Raw genomic sequence first — 15,395 nt, forward strand, 5'->3', positions numbered from 1 at the left:
CGTGAGGTTTCCGCTCGTCCCCACTGCCCGCGCCGTCTGGATCGCTGCACTCGCTGCGCCGGTCGCGCTGGTCGTGGCGGCGGCACTTCCCGGTGCGTGGATGGCGGCCCCCGCCGCCGGGCTGACGCTTTTGCTTCTCGTTGCCCTCGACGGGCTGGTGGCGGGGCGGCTGGTCGACTGGCGGATCGCAGCGCCGCAGGACTGCGAAGTCGGCGAGCCTTTGCAGGTGGCTGTGCTCGCCGAAATTGCCGGCAAGGTCGGCAATGGTACGGTCGATGCCGCATTGCAGTTCGACCCGCGGCTGGCGCCGGAAGGCCGCGCCATACTCGCACTTGCGCCGCTGGTCGACGATGCGAGTTGGTCGGGCACCGCTGGCCTGCAACCCGTACGACGCGGTACTGCGGCATTGGAGCGTGTGTGGCTGCGCTGGACCGGGCCGCTCGGGCTCGGCGCGCGGCAGGTTTCACACCAGCTCGAGGATGAAGTCCGCGTGTGGCCCGACCTCGCACCCGTCCGTAGCCCCGCGCTCCAGCATTTCCTGCGCGATGCGCAATTCGGCCTGATCGCGCGGCGAATTCGCGGCGAAGGCACCCAGTTTGAAGCGCTCAGCGAATACGAACCGGGGATGGATCGCCGCCGGATCGACTGGAAGGCGAGTGCGCGCCACACCCGGCTCTATGCCCGCGAGAACGAAAGCGAGCGCAACAACCAGATCGTGTTCGCGTTCGACTGCGGACAGGCGATGTGCGAACCGGTCGACGGCCTGCCGCGGATCGACCGCGCCGTGTCCGCAGCGCTCACCGCCGCCTACGTCGCACTCAAGGGCGGCGACAGGGTCTCGTTGTTCGGCTTTGCCGCGCGGCCCGAAGTGGCAACCCCGTTCTACGGCGATTCGCGCCAGTTCCATCGGTTGCAGACCGCGGCTGCGGGGCTCGACTACCATGCCGAGGAACCGAACTTCACGCTGGCGCTGGCGACCCTTTCGGCCCGGCTCAAGCGACGCAGCATGATCGTGGTTTTCTCTGACTTCACCGATCCGACCGGCGCCGAACTGATGATCGAAAGCCTGGGAAGACTGGTCGACAAGCACCTGATCCTTTTCGTGACCATCGCCGATAGCGAGCTGGCCGAGCTCGAAGCGGTCGATCCCGACAGCCTCGAAGCGCTGGCCACCGCCGTCACCGCCGATTCGCTCTCTCGCCAGCGCGCGCTCGTGCTCCAGCGGCTACGGCAGATGGGCATCGACGTGATCGAGGCCCCGTGGGACACCATCGGCTATCGGCTGATCGACGCCTATCTTGCGATCAAGCGCGCAGGAGCGATCGGATGAAGGCACCGATCCTTTCCGGCCTGTTCGCCAAGAAGGCGCTTGCCCCTCCCCCCGACATCGAGGCGGCGGCGCTGCGTTCGGATCGCTTCCGTCTCGCTCGGCAGGGCGATTGGGAACGACTCGAACAGATCGTCCGGACAATGGAAAGCGGACGCTTGCGGCGCCTTTCGGACGAAGACGTAGTCGAACTGCCGACGCTCTACCGGACTGCGGCATCGAGCCTGTCGGTCGCGCGCGAAACGTCGCTCGACGCGGCCACGCTGGCCTACCTCGAATCGCTGGTCCAGCGGGCGTGGTTCCAGGTTTATGGGCCGCGTCAGGGCTTCTTCCGCTGGCTCGGCGGGTTCCTCGGCGGCGGCCTGAGCGCGGCGGTGCGGGAGATCTGGCTCGAAATCCTCATCGCGCTAGCGGTCATGGTGGCCGGCGCCATCGCAGGTTGGCTGCTGGTCAGCGGCAACCAGGACTGGTTCTATTCGCTGGTACCGAGCGGCCTGACGGGCGACCGCGTCCCCGGTGCCTCGCGCGAAGCGCTCCTGAAATCGCTCGATACGGTCAAGGGCCCCTCGGGTCTTTCGTTCTTCGCCGCCTACCTGTTCCAGAACAATGCCAGCGTTTCGATCCTCGCATTCGCGCTCGGTTTTGCGTTCGGCGTCCCGACGTTGATGATTCTGCTCAAAGAAATGGCCACGCTCGGGGCGATGGTGTGGCTGTTCGCCAGCAAGGGACTAACCCTGCAGTTCGTCGCGTGGCTTTCGGTTCACGGCACGACCGAGCTGTTTGCGATCCTGCTCGCCGGTGCGGCCGGGCTGCACGTCGGGCGATCGATGGCGTTTCCCGGCGACCGTTCCATCCTTGCGGCAACGGCGGAAAGCGGTCGCCGCGCAGCGATCGTGATGGCCGGAGTGGTGATGATGCTGATCGTTGCCGCAATTCTCGAATCTTTCGTCCGGCAGCTGGTCGGTTCGACGCTTGACCGTTTCCTCATCGGCGGTTCGATGCTGGCGCTGTGGTGCACCTATTTCTTCGCCTTCCGACGCGATCCGACGGGGGACTACCAATGACAGCCGCGAGCATCCGCTTTACCCGAGACCCCAAGCGCGAGCGGATCTGCGTGACCCCCGAAGGGATCGCCCTGACATTCGTGGTCGCCACTCGCTCGGCGCGCCTCGGGGCGTTGCTGATCGACTACATGATCCTGCTGTTCGGCTCGATTTTCATTTCGATCGCGATGGGCATGATCCTGGGCGGGATCGGTTCGCTGGTCGATGCCAAGCCGGCGGGTGCGGCAGAGTTCGTTGTCGCGCTGTGGGTGATCCTGTGGTTCGTCGCGTGGAATGGCTATTTCATGATATTCGAGCTGTCCGCACGCGGTGCGACTCCCGGTAAGCGCCTGACAGGCATCCGCGTCGCTGCGCGCCCTGCGAGCGATCACGAGGGCAGCGCCCGGTTGACCGCAGAGGCCGTGATCGCGCGCAACCTGCTGCGCGATATCGAGCTGTTCCTGCCGCTTATCCTGGTCATGAGCGCACCCTCGGGTGCGGGCGGCCCTGCCGGACTAGCCGCAACTGCCTGGTTCCTGGTGTTTGCGTTCTTCCCGTTCTTCAACCGCGATGCCCTGCGCGCGGGCGACCTGATCGCGGGCACATGGGTCGTCGAAGCGCCGCGCACAAAACTGGCCGACGCATTGTCGGTGGAAGGAGCCGCCAAGGGAGCGAGCAGTGTTACCGGGGCGACCTACCAGTTTGGCGATGCCGAGCTCTCGATCTACGGCGAGTACGAGCTACAGACACTCGAACGCATGCTGCGCGATGGGCAGCAGGAGGCGCTGGAGGCGGTTCATACCGCCATCTGCACCAAGATCGGCTGGTCGCCCGGAGCGGGTGACGAACGCGCGTTCCTTGAAGCATTCTATGCCCAGCTTCGCGCCAAGCTGGAGGGCGATATGCGCTTCGGAAAGCGCAAGGCGGACAAGTTCAGCGCCTGAACCCGTCCGCCTTCATATCCGAGAGATTCGGCGGATTACTTGGCCTTCCACTTCATGACCCGGAACAGCATATCGCCGGCCGCATGCCGATATTCGGAGCGCTTGGCCGAACCTGCCTGCATGTCCTGCACGGTCATCTTCATGTAATCCTGATAGGCCTTAGCCCGCGCCTTCCCTTCATCGTTGTCGACGAAGTGCGGGAACCATGTGATCAGGTAGACGTCGGGTTCACCTTCGCGCGGGTACTGGTTGACCCAGATCTGATAGCCGTCGATCCAACCCTGCGATTTCGCGAAGTCCTGAGACTTGCGGTACTGGTCCGCGAGGTAGGTGGCATATTCGAGGCTGTGGCCGTCGTCGACCTTGATCATGCTCATTTCGACATAGTCGCCGGGCTCGACAGGCCATGCGTCCTGGGCATTGGCTGCTTGCGGGGCGACAAATGCCAGGGTGGCACCGGCAATCGCGGCGAGAGCGAACTTCTTCATCGGGTTTCTCCTCACACGTCCGGCGGCGGCAGGATTGCTGCCGTCGGTTACTTGTGCAGAGGCACGGGCGACCCGTGCGAACCCGATTGACTTTGGTTTCAATCGCCAGTCCACTTGCATTCGCAGCGCTGGCGGGAACCATGCCGTCCCTCGGCGCGCGGACATAAGCACCGGAAAAGGTGGATGTCCAGTAGCATGGGGGAACGTTACCAGATGCCGCGATACGCGATCCGGACTGATGACCTGACCAACGCCGACGTGCTCGCATTGCTCGATACGCACCTCGCGGAAATGCATCGCTGGTCGCCGGAATGCAAAGTGCACGCGATGCCCGCCGAGCGCCTGCGCGCAGACGACATCACCTTCTATTCGGCGTGGGACGGCGAGCGCCTGGCCGCGGTCGGTGCGCTCAAGGAACTCGGAGATGGCCGGGCGGAGATCAAGTCGATGCGCGCTTCTCCCGGCTATCGCGGCAAGGGCGCGGCCCGTGCAATCCTCGACTTTCTGATCGCCGAGGCGCAAGCTCGCAAGATGCGCTGGCTTGGCCTTGAAACCGGAAATACCCTCGAGTTCGAGCCCGCCCATGCGCTCTATGCGCGCAACGGATTTACTCCCTGCCCACCGTTCGGCGATTATGTGTCCGACGATTTCAGCATCTGCATGGAGCGATACCTGTAGTGCCCGATAGGCGCGCCTTCCTTGCCGGCAGTGCTGCCCTCGTCGCCGGCGCATGCGTGCCGGTTCGGACCGACACCGGCGGGCGGATCGATGCGAAGCTGCACCTTATCGAAGTCGCGAATGGGGGCGCGCTGGGGGCCGCTCTGCTCGACCCGCTGAGCGGGGACGTGATCGGCAATCGGGCGGACGAGCGCTTCGCGTTGTGCTCGACCTTCAAGGCGAGCCTCGTCGCGCTGGTGCTCGACCTGGGAATAGCCGGGAAGCTCGACCTCGGCGAAGTGGTCTACTGGACGCAAGCGGACCTGCTTTCCTACGCCCCGTTCGCGAAGCAGCGCCTTGCAAACGGCGCGACGATCACCGAGCTTGCGGGTGCAGCGCAGATCCTGTCGGACAACACTGCGGCGAACTTGTTGCTGCAGAGGGTCGGCGGACCGGAGGGCCTGACGGCGTTCTGGCGCTCGCTCGGCGACGAGGTCAGCCGGCTCGACGATATCGAGGGCGCGCTGAACCACGTGCTGCCCGGCAGCGAGCGCAACACCACGACACCGCGCGCGATGGCGACGACGCTGGCCAAGATCCTCTATAGCGGCGCGATCGCACGCGAAGCTTCGGACCAGCTCAAGGCGTGGATGCGCGAAACGCAGACTGGTGCGAAGAAGGTCCGCGCCGGCCTGCCGCAGGGGTGGGATGCAGGGGACAAGACCGGCAATTCGGGTGGCTGGCCCGACATGTACGGGGTCAGCGCCGACATCGGCTTCGCGGTTCCTCCCAATGGCGCGCCGATCATCTTCGCTGCATATCACCGCGCAGCCGCGCTCGGCGCACCGAGTGCCAATGCCGATGCCGCGCTCGCGCAGGTAGGCGAAGCGATCGGTCGCTTGCCCTGAGCCAGCTGCCTGCGCTCAGTCGCCCTTCGTCGGTTCCTCGTCGGAAAAAATCGCGACTTCGTTTGTGCCTTCGCTGGTTGCGCGGCCGCGATACATCCCTGGGGTGTTCATCGCGAAAACCGGCTCGCCGTCTTTCGACATGACGATCACGCCACCGTCGCCGCCCATTTCGCCAACCTCGGCGATCACCTTGTCGGCCGCAGTCTGCACGTCTTCCCCGGCGAGCAGCATCCGGTCGCAGATCTCGTGCGCAACGCCGACGCGGATGAAGTATTCGCCCCACCCCGTCGCCGAAACGGCGCACGCCCGGTCGTCGGCCCAGGTGCCCGCACCAATCACCGGAGAATCGCCAATGCGGCCCCAGCGCTTGCCGGTCATCCCTCCGGTCGAGGTTCCTGCCGCGAGATGGCCCGACTGATCCATCGCCACGGCCCCAACGGTGCCGAACTTGAACTCGACGTCGAGCGCGGAAAGATGCTCCTTCTTGAGCTTCTCGAGCTGCTTCTTGCGCTCTTCAGTTGCGAACCACTCGGGCGGGACGATCTCGAGGCCCTGTTCGGCAGCGAATTGCTCCGCTCCCTTGCCTGAAAGGAAGACGTGCGGACTGTGCTCCATGACTGCCCGCGCCAGCAGGATCGGGTGGCGCACATCGCCGACCCCGGCCACTGCCCCGGCTGCGCGGTTCGTGCCGTCCATGATCGAGGCGTCCATCTCGTTGGTGCCTTCCCACGTATAGACCGCGCCGCGTCCGGCATTAAATTTGGGATCGTCTTCCAGAACCGTGATCGTCGCGGTCACCGCATCCATCGCGGTGCCGCCTTCGCGCAAAACCTTCGCCCCGGCATCGAGCGCCGCTTGCAGCGAAGCGCGATACTCGGCCTCCTTTTCTGGAGTCATGCGCGCGCGGGTCAGCGTACCGGCACCGCCGTGCAGCGCGATCGACCACTTGCCGTCGGGCCTGGCCTCTTCGGCACTTGCCGGAGCAATTGCCGCCAGCGCCGCGACGCAGCCCATGATGAGTGTCAGGTGATGCAATGTCATATCCCCCAGCTGGCCGTAAATCGAACGGCGGCTTCAGCATCCATATGCATGGAGCGACCAGTGCGAGGCAATCACCTTCCTTGCGCTTGCCCACCGCGCAGATGGCGGGTTTGCAGTCGCAGGTTTACCGCGTAGGGCGACAAGCGATGATCCTGCGCCACGCTACCCAAGCCGACGCCGCCGCACTCGCCGATTTCGCGCGCGATGCCTTCGCCGCGGCTTTCGCTCAACTCTACAAGCCCGAAGACCTCGCAGCATTCTTTGCAGATTGGCGCAGCGAAGAAATCTACGCGAAGGCGATCGGCGATCCGGACACTACGGTGACCCTCGCGGAAGAAGATGGCCGCATCCTCGCCTACTCGCTGATCAAGCGCGACGCGCATTTCGACGAGCGACCCGAACCGCGCCCCGCCCATCCGACGTTCCTCAGCCAGCTCTACTGCGCCTACGAAGCGACCGGGCGCGGCCTCGGGGCGGCTTTGATGGACAAGATAATCGCTGACGCCCGCGCCTGGGAGTCCGACGCGCTGCAGCTGTCGGTGTTCAGCGAAAACTTCGGGGCGCAGCGGTTCTACCAGCGCTACGGCTTCGAAAAGGTCGCCGATATCGACTTCTGGGTCGGGAACCATCGCGACGACGAATTCCTTTACGAATTGAAGTTGTAAGAACGACAGGAGGAGAGCATGGCTGGACGGGAATTCGGGTTCGAGAACACCACCGACGACGTGCTCGACGGGATCGACCTGACAGGCCGGTCCTTCTTCATCACCGGGGCCTATTCGGGACTGGGTAAGGAGACCGCACGGGCGATCGCTGCACGCGGTGCGGATGTAATCCTGTCCGGCCGCGATGCGGAAAAGCTTGCCGCAGCGGCCGAGGAAATTTCGGGCGAAACCGGCGCAAACGTCGAAACCATCGTGTGCGACCTCGGCGATCTCGCCAGCATCCGGGCTTGCGGCAAGGAAGCGCGCGAGCGGTTCGCCAAGATCGACGTGCTGATCAACAATGCCGGCGTCATGGCCTGCCCGCTTGCTCGCACGAAAGACGGGTTCGAGATGCAGTTCGGCACCAACCATCTCGGTCACTTCCTGCTCACCAGCGAACTAATGCCGTTGATCGAGCAGGGCGCGCGCCAGCGGATCGTCAACCTGTCGAGTCGTGGGCACCATTTCGACGGCGTGCACCTCGACGATCCGAATTTCCTGTCGCGCGAATACGACAAGTGGGCTTCCTACGGCCAATCGAAGACCGCCAACGTGCTGTTCGCGGTCGGTCTGGAAAGCCGCTTCGCCGACAAGGGTATCCACGCCTACGCCGTCCACCCCGGCGGGATCATGACCAACCTCGGCCGACACCTCGAGCCGGAGGATATCGAACGCCTGCGCAAGCGCGTCGAGGACACTTCGAGCGGGACCGGCCTGACCTTCAAGACCATCCCGCAAGGCGCGGCGACCACCTGCTTCGCGGCAACCGCGCCCGAGCTTGAAGGTGTCGGTGGAGTCTATCTAGAAGACGTGGCGGTCGCCCAGGTGGACGATGACGATCCCTCCGGCAGCGTACGCTCGTATGCGGTCGATCCCGCCACGGCAGACGCGCTGTGGTCGCTTAGCGAGGAACTGGTCGGGACACGCTTCGCCGCCTGAGCGGCTACAACCACTTCCAGCGCCAGAACAGGTATACTTGGAGCGAAAGGATCGCTGCGCACAACCCGCACACGATCCAGAACGCAATATTGGAGTGGACGCCGGGCATACCGCCGACATTGATACCGAGAAGGCCGGTAATGAAGCTCAAGGGCAGGAAAATCGCAGCGACAATCGTCAACATGTAGCTCGTCCGCTCAGCAGACGCGAGCGACCGGCCCCGCAGCTCGTCGAGCAGGACGACCGAGCTTTCCTTGCTGACGTCGATATCGTCGAGGAAGCGGCGCAGAAGCGCAATCGTTTCGGCGATCTCTCGCCGGTCGTGGCCTTCGAACCAATCGGGCGCGTCCCGGCTGATAGCCTCAAGCGCGACGTGCTGCGGCCCCATATGTCTCTTTAGCGCGAGGCAGTTCCGGCGGATCGAGGTGATCTTGCGCAGCAGCGGATCGGGCTCTTCCTCGTCGAAGTCGAGCTCCTCAAGTTTGTTGAGCTCGTCGTTCATGTCGACGATCGCCGCGTTCATACGGTGGACCATATGTTCGGTCAGCGAGGTCACAAGGGCTCCCGCATCGGTCGGCCCGCGCCCGTTGTCGATCTCCGACAGGGTGTCGCGCGGGGTCTGCAGCGAGAGGCGACGAAGCGTAACGACGCGAGCGCCGTCGCTCCAAAGCTGCATCGAGACCATGTCTTCCGGCTGCGCGCCCGGGTTGAAATTGATCCCTCGCAGCGTGGCAACGAGCACCTCGCCGTCACGGAATGCGCGCGGGCGGGTCGCGTCGCTCGTCAGCAGTTCTGCGGTCGGCTCGGGGATTTCCAGCTCCTGCTCGAGCCATTCCTGAACCACCGGCGCGGTTCGCTGCAAGTGAACCCACAGGACCTCGCCCGGTCGCGCTGGTCGCCAGCCCTGCACTTTGTTCCAATCGATGGGGCGGCCGCCGCCTTTCCCATCGAGCACCCGACCAAACAGCATCGGCCCGTCGGTGGCTGCATCATCGGTCTGCTCTAGCGGTTCGCGCATGGTGGCCGGGTTGTGCATCAACTTGTGACGGTTGTCATCTGCCGGAGCACGCCGGGAGGACGCGCGGTTTCCTACCGCATTTTGCGATGGTAAGGCGACACCGATGACCGAAGTTCGCCAAAAGGGTCGCAAAATTGCATCAATCGGCCCATATGGCCGTTGCCGATATATGGCACTGGGAAACGATGTTTTTGATTTCAGGACTGTGTTCCATGTGTTCCACCTTTCAGGAAACAGAGCGATAAAATGAACGCAATCCGCCCGTGGCGCACGGTCGAGCGCCGTAAATCGCGCCAGATCATGGTCGGAAACGTGCCGGTAGGTGGCGATGCGCCGATCACCGTGCAGACGATGACCAACACCCCGACTTCCGACGCGAAGGCAACGATCGACCAGATCCGCCGCTGCGAGGATGCGGGTGTCGACATCATCCGGGTTTCGTGCCCCGACAAGGACAGCACCGCCGCGCTGCCCGAAATCGTTCGTGCCGCGCAGGTGCCGATCGTCGCCGACATCCATTTCCACTACAAGCGCGCGCTCGAAGCCGCCGACGCGGGTGCTGCGTGCCTGCGGATCAACCCCGGCAACATCGGCTCGAGCGAACGGGTGGAGGAAGTCGTCCGCGCCGCCAAGGCCAACGGCTGCGCGATCCGCATTGGAGTGAACGCCGGCAGCCTCGAAAAGGACCTGCTTGAAAAGTACGGCGAGCCCTGCCCCGAAGCGTTGGTCGAAAGCGCGCTCGATCATATCAAGCTGCTGCAGGACCACGACTTCCACGAATACAAGGTAGCGGTGAAGGCGAGCGATGTGTTCCTTGCGGTCGCGGCCTACCACGGCCTCGCCGAGACCGTCGATTGTCCGCTGCACCTCGGAATTACCGAGGCGGGTGGACTGATCGGAGGGACGGTCAAATCGTCGATCGGCATCGGCAGCCTGCTGTGGGCGGGAATAGGCGATACGATCCGAGTCAGCCTGTCGGCCGAGCCCGAGCAGGAAGTGCGGGTCGGGTTCGAGATCTTGAAGGCGCTGGGCCTCAGGACACGCGGCGTGCGCGTGGTCTCGTGCCCCAGCTGCGCGCGACAGGGCTTTGACGTGATCCGCACCGTGCAAACGCTCGAAGACCGCTTGCAGCACATCAAGGTGCCGCTTTCGCTCTCGGTGCTCGGCTGCGTGGTCAACGGCCCCGGAGAAGCGCGCGAGACCGATATCGGCATCACTGGCGGAGGCGCGGGCAAGCACATGGTCTACCTCTCGGGCGTAACCGACCATCACGTGCAGTCCGAAGACATGCTCGACCATATCGTCGAACTGGTCGAGGCCAAGGCGGCCGAGATCGAAGCCGCGATGACCGACGCGGGGGAAGCGGATGAGGTCGTCGAAGCGGCTGAATAAGAGAAGGTTTCATTGGGTCGCCGTTGTGCTCTGAACGAAGGAGTTGGCACGTGGCGGATTTGGAAACGGACTACCTGGTTGTCGGCGCTGGTGCGGTCGGCATGGCATTCGTCGATACCCTGCTCGAGGAGGATCCCGACTGCCACATAACGATCGTCGACAAGCATGCGCGTCCGGGCGGGCACTGGAACGACGCCTATTCGTTCGTCAGGCTTCACCAGCCGAGCTCGACATACGGCGTCAACTCGTTGGAGCTGTGCACCGACCGTGTCGATCTTCGAGGCCACAACGCGGGGATGTATCCGCTGGCAACGCAGGCGGAAATCCTCGCTTACTACCAGCGCCTGATGGACGATCGGTTTCTGGCCAGCCGCCGCGTCGCCTATTTTCCGCTAAGCGAGTACCACGAAGATAGCGGCGGCCCCGCAGTGCGCGAATTATTGTCAGGCAAAGCGAGATCGATCGAAGTCCGGCGCAAGCTTGTTGATGCGACGTGGTACCAGACCTCGGTCCCAGCGACCCACAAGCCTGCGTTCGAGATCGCGCAAGACACCCGTTTTGCGATTCCCGGAGACCTGCCGAGCTTGTGGAAAGCGCCCGAGAAACTTCCCGAACATTATGTCGTCCTCGGCGGTGGCAAGACGGCGATGGACAGCGTGGTTTGGCTCCTCGAAGCGGGTGTCGCAGCCAGCAAGATCGGTTGGGTCCGCCCGCGCGATTCGTGGATGATGAACCGCCGTTTCCTGCAACCAGCCAAAGTGAACTTCGAAGGCCTGATCGACTTTCAGAGGTTGCACGTGCTCGCGGCTGCCAATTCAGACACCGGGGAGGAGATGTTCGCCAGGCTGGAAGAAGGCGGCGTCATGTTGCGGATCGATCCGCAAGTGACGCCCGAGATGTTCCACTACGCGGTTATCTCCGAAGGTGAAGTGGAGATGCTGCGCACGGTCAAGGCGGTGTATAGGCAAGGCAGGGTTACACGCGTCGAACCGGGTCGTCTTCATTTCGGCGATCACATTGAGTCCGTGCCGCGCGATACTCTGTTTATCGACTGCACCGCCACTGCGGTTCCGTTCGAGAGGCGAGCGGACGATCGCCCGATCTTCGATGGAAATCGCATCACGCTTCGCCTCGCGAGGGTACCGTTCGTTCCCTATTGCGCGGCGCTGGCGGCGTTCCTCGAAGCGAATTTCCAGACAGACGAGGAACGCAACGCACTCGTTCCGATCGCGCCGCTGACCGATACCAGCGATACTTATCCGTTCGGATTCATGTGCAACATGATAAGCGCGGGAATCCTGGGACAGAACGAGAAGACCAACGCTTTCAATAACCGCAGCCGCCTTGATCCGATTGGTCCTGCCCTTGCCGAACTCATCGCGGAAGGAAGCCCGAAGCTTGCAAAGCTTGAGCAGTTCGGCAGGGAACTGGAGGAAAACATGCCGAAAATAATGGCTCTCGGGATGAAGGCGAAGGCGATCCATGAGGCCGCGTGATCGACCTATTCACCTCTCCGATAGAATTGCGCTATAGCCTTTGCCGACGATGAACAGGCGCGATCTCATCAAGCATTCGCTGGCGGCAGGCGCTGCGGGGCTGGTGCTGCCGAGGATCGCGCGCGCCACGCCGCTCCCGGCAACCCCGAATGCGCTCGGCCAGCGCGATCGCCAGTTGTTCGCGATCGCCAAGGAGCAGATGGAAAAGCATTCCGCGAACTTGTGGCGCACCGACCTCGTCGGGATCGCCGATTACGGGCTCCGCTCGAGCGAACCGCGGTTCCACTTCTGCAATTTCGAGACCGGCAAGGTCAGCTCGTTTTACGTCGCGCATGGTGCCGGGTCCGACCCCGAGCATGACGGTTGGCTCGACTGGTTCTCCAACGTCCCGGAATCGATGTGTTCGAGCCAGGGTGCATACATGACCTATGGCTGGTACACCGGCAAATACGGCACTTCGATCCGGCTCGATGGCCTCGATGCGAGCAATTCCAACGCACTCGACCGCGCGATCGTGATGCACCGGGCTGCCTATGCCGAGCCGGCGTTCCTCGCCAAGTGGGGCAAACTCGGCCGTTCGAACGGCTGCTTCGCGATGAGCGAGGAAGACTTCAAGGTCGCCCTGCTGCAGATGGCCGGCGGGCGGTTGCTTTTTGCCGACCGGCTCGGGATCGGGCAGGACGGGCAGCACGTCGCCGTGCCACCCGCCGACTTGCGCGGACCGCCTTCGATGCAGCCCGAAACGCGCCCCGACGCAGCGTAAGTTCTTCTCAGGATTGCTCTAGTTCGTCTGCAGGTCGTCGACGATCTCGACGACCTTTTCGCTGGTCTTGCGCGCGCGGTTGGCCTCGCGCGGCTGATCGAAGCTTGCCAGCACCGGGGCATCGCGGTCGTAGATGTCGTCGAACTGGCGCAGGTTGCCGTCGATGTCGGTGCCCATCGTGAAATAGGTGATGTAGACCGGCATCTGCTTCTCGATCGGCACCCGGGTGTACTTTCCCGAGGTGCTGATCGCGACAGCCTCGTCGGCCGCTTCCTTCCTCGTTTCCGGCGTGTTTGCGAGGTTGCCAAGGATAGCGAGTGTGATCGCCAATTCCTGCGCCCGCTCGGTCCGGATGCAGCCGTGGCTGAGCGCGCGGTTGTCCCGATTGAACAAGCTGCGCGCGGGCGTGTCATGCAGGAAGATTGCGTGCGGATTGGGCATGTCGAGCTTCATCAACCCGAGCGAATTGTTCGCACCGGGTTGCTGGACGACCGTCACGAAGCCGGTCTTTGGATCCTTCCATCCCTTGTAGCCTGCTGCCTTTGCCCAAGTGGGATTGGTGAGCACTTTCGTGCCCAGCCCCTCGCCCTTCACGATCGACTGCGGGACCGTCCACGTCGGGTTGAAAATCACGCCTTCGACCTGCTCTGCCAATTGCGGCGTAGCGGTGCGTCCGGGTTTGCCGACGATTGTCTTGTAGGTCGAAATGATCTGGTCGTTCACCGTCAGGCGCAACTGATACTCGGGCACGTTGGTGATGAGGTATTGCTGGCCGAGGTCGCGCGGGAGCCAGCGCCAGCGATCCATGTTGGCTTCGATCAGGCGCCGGGCTGCGGGATCGATGGTCTCCGCAAGCGCATCGCGAAGCTTGGCATAGTCCGGGTTCGACGGATTGAGCGCAAATAGAGACGCAGCGATCGTATGGGTCGCCAGCGCATCGGCCATGACCTTGCCGGTTGGATAGAGGTCAGGGTCGGGATCGACCACGAACCACTGGATGCGGTCTTCCATCGGCGTGCGGCCATCGCGCAAGTCCTCGACAAGCCAGGCGAAGGACCGGCTTGCCGCCTGGTTGAGCGCATCGCTGGGACCGGTGGCGATTGCTGCACGCAGGGCGTCCGGCTGATAGTCGGCAGGCTCGAGCCCTTCACTGCCGATGCTCGTGATCACGCCCAGCAATGCCCGCGCGTCGGCCAACGACCACACCTGGACCATCGGATCGACCTGCTGGACGACTGGCGTGGCAATAGCCTGCGGCTCGGCCGCAGTGACCCCGTCCGCACCGTTTGTCACCGGAGCCGGTGTTACCACTGGAGGCGGCGGCGGAAGCAGGTTCTCTGGCCCCTTGTCTTGCGCGAAAGCCGCCCCCGGAACCGATAGTACTATCCCCCCGACCATCCACGCGCGCTTGAAACGCTTGATCACTGTATTCCTTCCAAAGTCCCCAAACAGCGCCGATCGGCGATGAACCGATCGTGCGGCCGCAATATTACGCCTAAGCAGCTGACCCTTCAACGCGTCAGCCTGACTGACTGCTGAATCAACGGATCCTTGCGCTCCGGCGGGATGACCGCAGCGCTTGCCGCGACTATGGATACGCCATGAATCGCGCCGAGCATCCACTGCTGCCCGTTCTCGTCGCAGCCTTCGCGATCGGGCTACTCTCGTTGATGGACGCGTTCATGAAGAACGCGGCGCTGGCCGTGGGGGCTTACAGCGCCCTCTTGTTGAGGGCACCCATCGGTCTCGCGCTTGCAGGACCGACATGGCGAGCGTCCGGTGGCAAGTGGCCCGCATGGACGACCCTGCGAATCCACGTAGTTCGCGGTGTCGTGATCTCGTGCATGGCATTCACCTTCTTCTTCGCCCTAACCCGATTGCCGCTGGCACAAGCGATAGCGATCAGCTTCATCGCTCCTCTGATTGCGCTGTTCCTTGCCGGTCCGGTGCTAGGCGAGCGGATCGAGCGCAGGGCAATCGTCGGTGCCGTGCTCGGGCTTGCCGGGGTGTTCGCGATCCTTGCCAGCAAGATTGCGCAGGAGGCGATGGGGGACGGCGCCCCGCTCGGTATCGCAGCGGTCATCCTGTCGGCCGTGCTCTATGCGTGGAACCTCGTGCTCCAGCGCCAACAGGCTCTCGTGGCCAAGCCGCTGGAGATCGCCACGTTCCAGAACGGTATCGTGTTCCTGGCATTGCTCGGCTTCGCTCCGTTCTTTCTGCAATGGCCGGAGCTGCGCGCATGGGGCGACATTGCAATCAGCGGTGTGCTTTCGACCAGCGGAGCGATGTTGTTCGCGTGGGCTTATGCTCGTGCGGAAGCACAACGGCTGGTGCCGATCGAATACACCGGGTTCCTGTGGGCCGCGTTGTTCGGCTGGCTCTTTTTCTCCGAAGAGGTGACGCCGGGAACCCTCGTCGGAGCGGCGCTCATCGTCGTCGGTTGCCTGATCGCAACGCGCCGCAAGCCCTCAGTCGCTGTGCCCGAACAAGCGGTCGCCTAAAGTCCCGCAAAGCGGCAGCAAAGCGATTCCTTCGCACCTGCATCATTGTCTCACTTGACCTGAGCGAACGAACCGCGCAGGTGCGCCAGCACATAGACAAGCAGGAATGCCGCCCGGCCCGATGCCGGCCATGCGCGGCGTATCCGATAGCCACTCGCGAAAGGATTGAAGCGC

General features: G+C 63.5%; 15 protein-coding genes. 11 read left to right on the plus strand and 4 right to left on the minus strand.

All coding sequences use genetic code 11. The annotated features are described in order from the left end of the window. The first annotated feature begins 1 nt into the window (after position 1). From CJO11_RS02860 to CJO11_RS02870, 3 genes are read left to right on the plus strand one after another with little or no spacing between them, the layout of a single operon-like run. Positions 2 to 1,330 carry a DUF58 domain-containing protein gene (locus tag CJO11_RS02860; protein ID WP_240504538.1) on the plus strand — a complete coding sequence of 443 codons (1,329 nt, stop codon included), beginning with the start codon at positions 2 to 4 and terminating at the stop codon, positions 1,328 to 1,330. Further along, positions 1,327 to 2,391: a stage II sporulation protein M gene (locus CJO11_RS02865; RefSeq protein ID WP_095011358.1), complete on the plus strand. Its 1,065-nt coding sequence runs from the start codon at positions 1,327 to 1,329 to the stop codon at positions 2,389 to 2,391. Before CJO11_RS02860 ends, CJO11_RS02865 begins: the two co-directional genes overlap by 4 nt. Beyond that, entirely contained in the window at positions 2,388 to 3,314 is a 927-nt protein-coding gene (locus tag CJO11_RS02870; protein WP_095011359.1) for an RDD family protein, read from the plus strand. The genes CJO11_RS02865 and CJO11_RS02870 overlap by 4 nt, the downstream gene beginning before the upstream one ends. Positions 3,315 to 3,349: 35 nt before the next feature. Here the strand turns inward: CJO11_RS02870 and CJO11_RS02875 are convergent, their stop codons facing one another. Continuing rightward, complete coding sequence (locus CJO11_RS02875; protein ID WP_240504539.1) at positions 3,350 to 3,802, minus strand: hypothetical protein; 453 nt, start codon at positions 3,800 to 3,802, stop codon at positions 3,350 to 3,352. A 195-nt stretch (positions 3,803 to 3,997) separates the two neighbouring features. Here CJO11_RS02875 and CJO11_RS02880 point away from each other — a divergent pair, with 195 nt between their 5' ends. Both CJO11_RS02880 and bla read left to right on the plus strand, forming a co-directional pair. Beyond that, on the plus strand, positions 3,998 to 4,480 hold the full coding sequence (locus CJO11_RS02880; protein WP_240504540.1) for a GNAT family N-acetyltransferase: 483 nt from the start codon (positions 3,998 to 4,000) through the stop codon (positions 4,478 to 4,480). Between the two features lie 56 nt (positions 4,481 to 4,536). Next, the gene (gene bla / locus CJO11_RS02885) at positions 4,537 to 5,367 is read left to right on the plus strand and encodes a class A beta-lactamase (RefSeq protein ID WP_205651095.1); all 831 of its coding nucleotides are present in this window, start codon (positions 4,537 to 4,539) and stop codon (positions 5,365 to 5,367) included. 15 nt (positions 5,368 to 5,382) lie between these two features. Here bla and CJO11_RS02890 read toward each other — a convergent pair whose 3' ends face one another. Next, positions 5,383 to 6,408 carry an isoaspartyl peptidase/L-asparaginase family protein gene (locus CJO11_RS02890; protein ID WP_240504541.1) on the minus strand — a complete coding sequence of 342 codons (1,026 nt, stop codon included), beginning with the start codon at positions 6,406 to 6,408 and terminating at the stop codon, positions 5,383 to 5,385. Between the two features lie 146 nt (positions 6,409 to 6,554). Here CJO11_RS02890 and CJO11_RS02895 point away from each other — a divergent pair, with 146 nt between their 5' ends. Both CJO11_RS02895 and CJO11_RS02900 read left to right on the plus strand, forming a co-directional pair. Next, a complete protein-coding gene (locus CJO11_RS02895; protein WP_095011363.1) occupies positions 6,555 to 7,073 on the plus strand; it encodes a GNAT family N-acetyltransferase in 519 nt (172 codons plus the stop codon). Positions 7,074 to 7,091: 18 nt separating this feature from the next. Beyond that, a complete protein-coding gene (locus tag CJO11_RS02900) occupies positions 7,092 to 8,051 on the plus strand; it encodes an SDR family NAD(P)-dependent oxidoreductase (protein ID WP_095011364.1) in 960 nt (319 codons plus the stop codon). 4 nt (positions 8,052 to 8,055) lie between these two features. On the opposite strand, the gene CJO11_RS02905 is transcribed toward CJO11_RS02900, so the two are convergent. Next, entirely contained in the window at positions 8,056 to 9,069 is a 1,014-nt protein-coding gene (locus CJO11_RS02905; RefSeq protein ID WP_095013180.1) for a CorA family divalent cation transporter, read from the minus strand. 246 nt (positions 9,070 to 9,315) lie between these two features. Here CJO11_RS02905 and ispG point away from each other — a divergent pair, with 246 nt between their 5' ends. Genes ispG through CJO11_RS02920 form a run of 3 tightly spaced genes read left to right on the plus strand, consistent with a single transcriptional unit; the run spans position 9,316 to position 12,720 of the window. Further along, positions 9,316 to 10,461 carry a flavodoxin-dependent (E)-4-hydroxy-3-methylbut-2-enyl-diphosphate synthase gene (ispG, locus tag CJO11_RS02910; RefSeq protein WP_095011365.1) on the plus strand — a complete coding sequence of 382 codons (1,146 nt, stop codon included), beginning with the start codon at positions 9,316 to 9,318 and terminating at the stop codon, positions 10,459 to 10,461. A gap of 50 nt (positions 10,462 to 10,511) precedes the next feature. Beyond that, the gene (locus tag CJO11_RS02915) at positions 10,512 to 11,957 is read left to right on the plus strand and encodes an NAD(P)-binding protein (RefSeq protein WP_095011366.1); all 1,446 of its coding nucleotides are present in this window, start codon (positions 10,512 to 10,514) and stop codon (positions 11,955 to 11,957) included. 49 nt (positions 11,958 to 12,006) lie between these two features. Further along, positions 12,007 to 12,720: a murein L,D-transpeptidase catalytic domain family protein gene (locus tag CJO11_RS02920; protein ID WP_095011367.1), complete on the plus strand. Its 714-nt coding sequence runs from the start codon at positions 12,007 to 12,009 to the stop codon at positions 12,718 to 12,720. Positions 12,721 to 12,738: 18 nt separating this feature from the next. Here the strand turns inward: CJO11_RS02920 and CJO11_RS02925 are convergent, their stop codons facing one another. After that, positions 12,739 to 14,142: a L,D-transpeptidase family protein gene (locus tag CJO11_RS02925; RefSeq protein WP_476718426.1), complete on the minus strand. Its 1,404-nt coding sequence runs from the start codon at positions 14,140 to 14,142 to the stop codon at positions 12,739 to 12,741. A 179-nt stretch (positions 14,143 to 14,321) separates the two neighbouring features. Here CJO11_RS02925 and CJO11_RS02930 point away from each other — a divergent pair, with 179 nt between their 5' ends. Continuing rightward, entirely contained in the window at positions 14,322 to 15,221 is a 900-nt protein-coding gene (locus tag CJO11_RS02930) for a DMT family transporter (RefSeq protein WP_095011368.1), read from the plus strand. Positions 15,222 to 15,395: the final 174 nt, after the last annotated feature.

The organism is Tsuneonella mangrovi, assembly GCF_002269345.1.
GTDB classification, from domain to species: Bacteria; Pseudomonadota; Alphaproteobacteria; order Sphingomonadales; family Sphingomonadaceae; genus Tsuneonella; species Tsuneonella mangrovi.

What these genes read in the sequence shown, in the direction of transcription:
- CJO11_RS02920 (WP_095011367.1), top strand. Translation starts at nt 12,007, where the DNA reads ATGAACAGGCGCGATCTCATCAAGCATTCGCTGGCGGCAGGCGCTGCG.
- ispG (WP_095011365.1), top strand. Translation starts at nt 9,316, where the DNA reads ATGAACGCAATCCGCCCGTGGCGCACGGTCGAGCGCCGTAAATCGCGC.
- CJO11_RS02865 (WP_095011358.1), top strand. Translation starts at nt 1,327, where the DNA reads ATGAAGGCACCGATCCTTTCCGGCCTGTTCGCCAAGAAGGCGCTTGCC.
- CJO11_RS02895 (WP_095011363.1), top strand. Translation starts at nt 6,555, where the DNA reads ATGATCCTGCGCCACGCTACCCAAGCCGACGCCGCCGCACTCGCCGAT.
- CJO11_RS02880 (WP_240504540.1), top strand. Translation starts at nt 3,998, where the DNA reads ATGGGGGAACGTTACCAGATGCCGCGATACGCGATCCGGACTGATGAC.
- CJO11_RS02875 (WP_240504539.1), bottom strand. Translation starts at nt 3,802, where the DNA reads ATGAAGAAGTTCGCTCTCGCCGCGATTGCCGGTGCCACCCTGGCATTT.
- CJO11_RS02900 (WP_095011364.1), top strand. Translation starts at nt 7,092, where the DNA reads ATGGCTGGACGGGAATTCGGGTTCGAGAACACCACCGACGACGTGCTC.
- CJO11_RS02870 (WP_095011359.1), top strand. Translation starts at nt 2,388, where the DNA reads ATGACAGCCGCGAGCATCCGCTTTACCCGAGACCCCAAGCGCGAGCGG.
- CJO11_RS02890 (WP_240504541.1), bottom strand. Translation starts at nt 6,408, where the DNA reads ATGACATTGCATCACCTGACACTCATCATGGGCTGCGTCGCGGCGCTG.
- CJO11_RS02930 (WP_095011368.1), top strand. Translation starts at nt 14,322, where the DNA reads ATGAATCGCGCCGAGCATCCACTGCTGCCCGTTCTCGTCGCAGCCTTC.
- CJO11_RS02905 (WP_095013180.1), bottom strand. Translation starts at nt 9,069, where the DNA reads ATGCGCGAACCGCTAGAGCAGACCGATGATGCAGCCACCGACGGGCCG.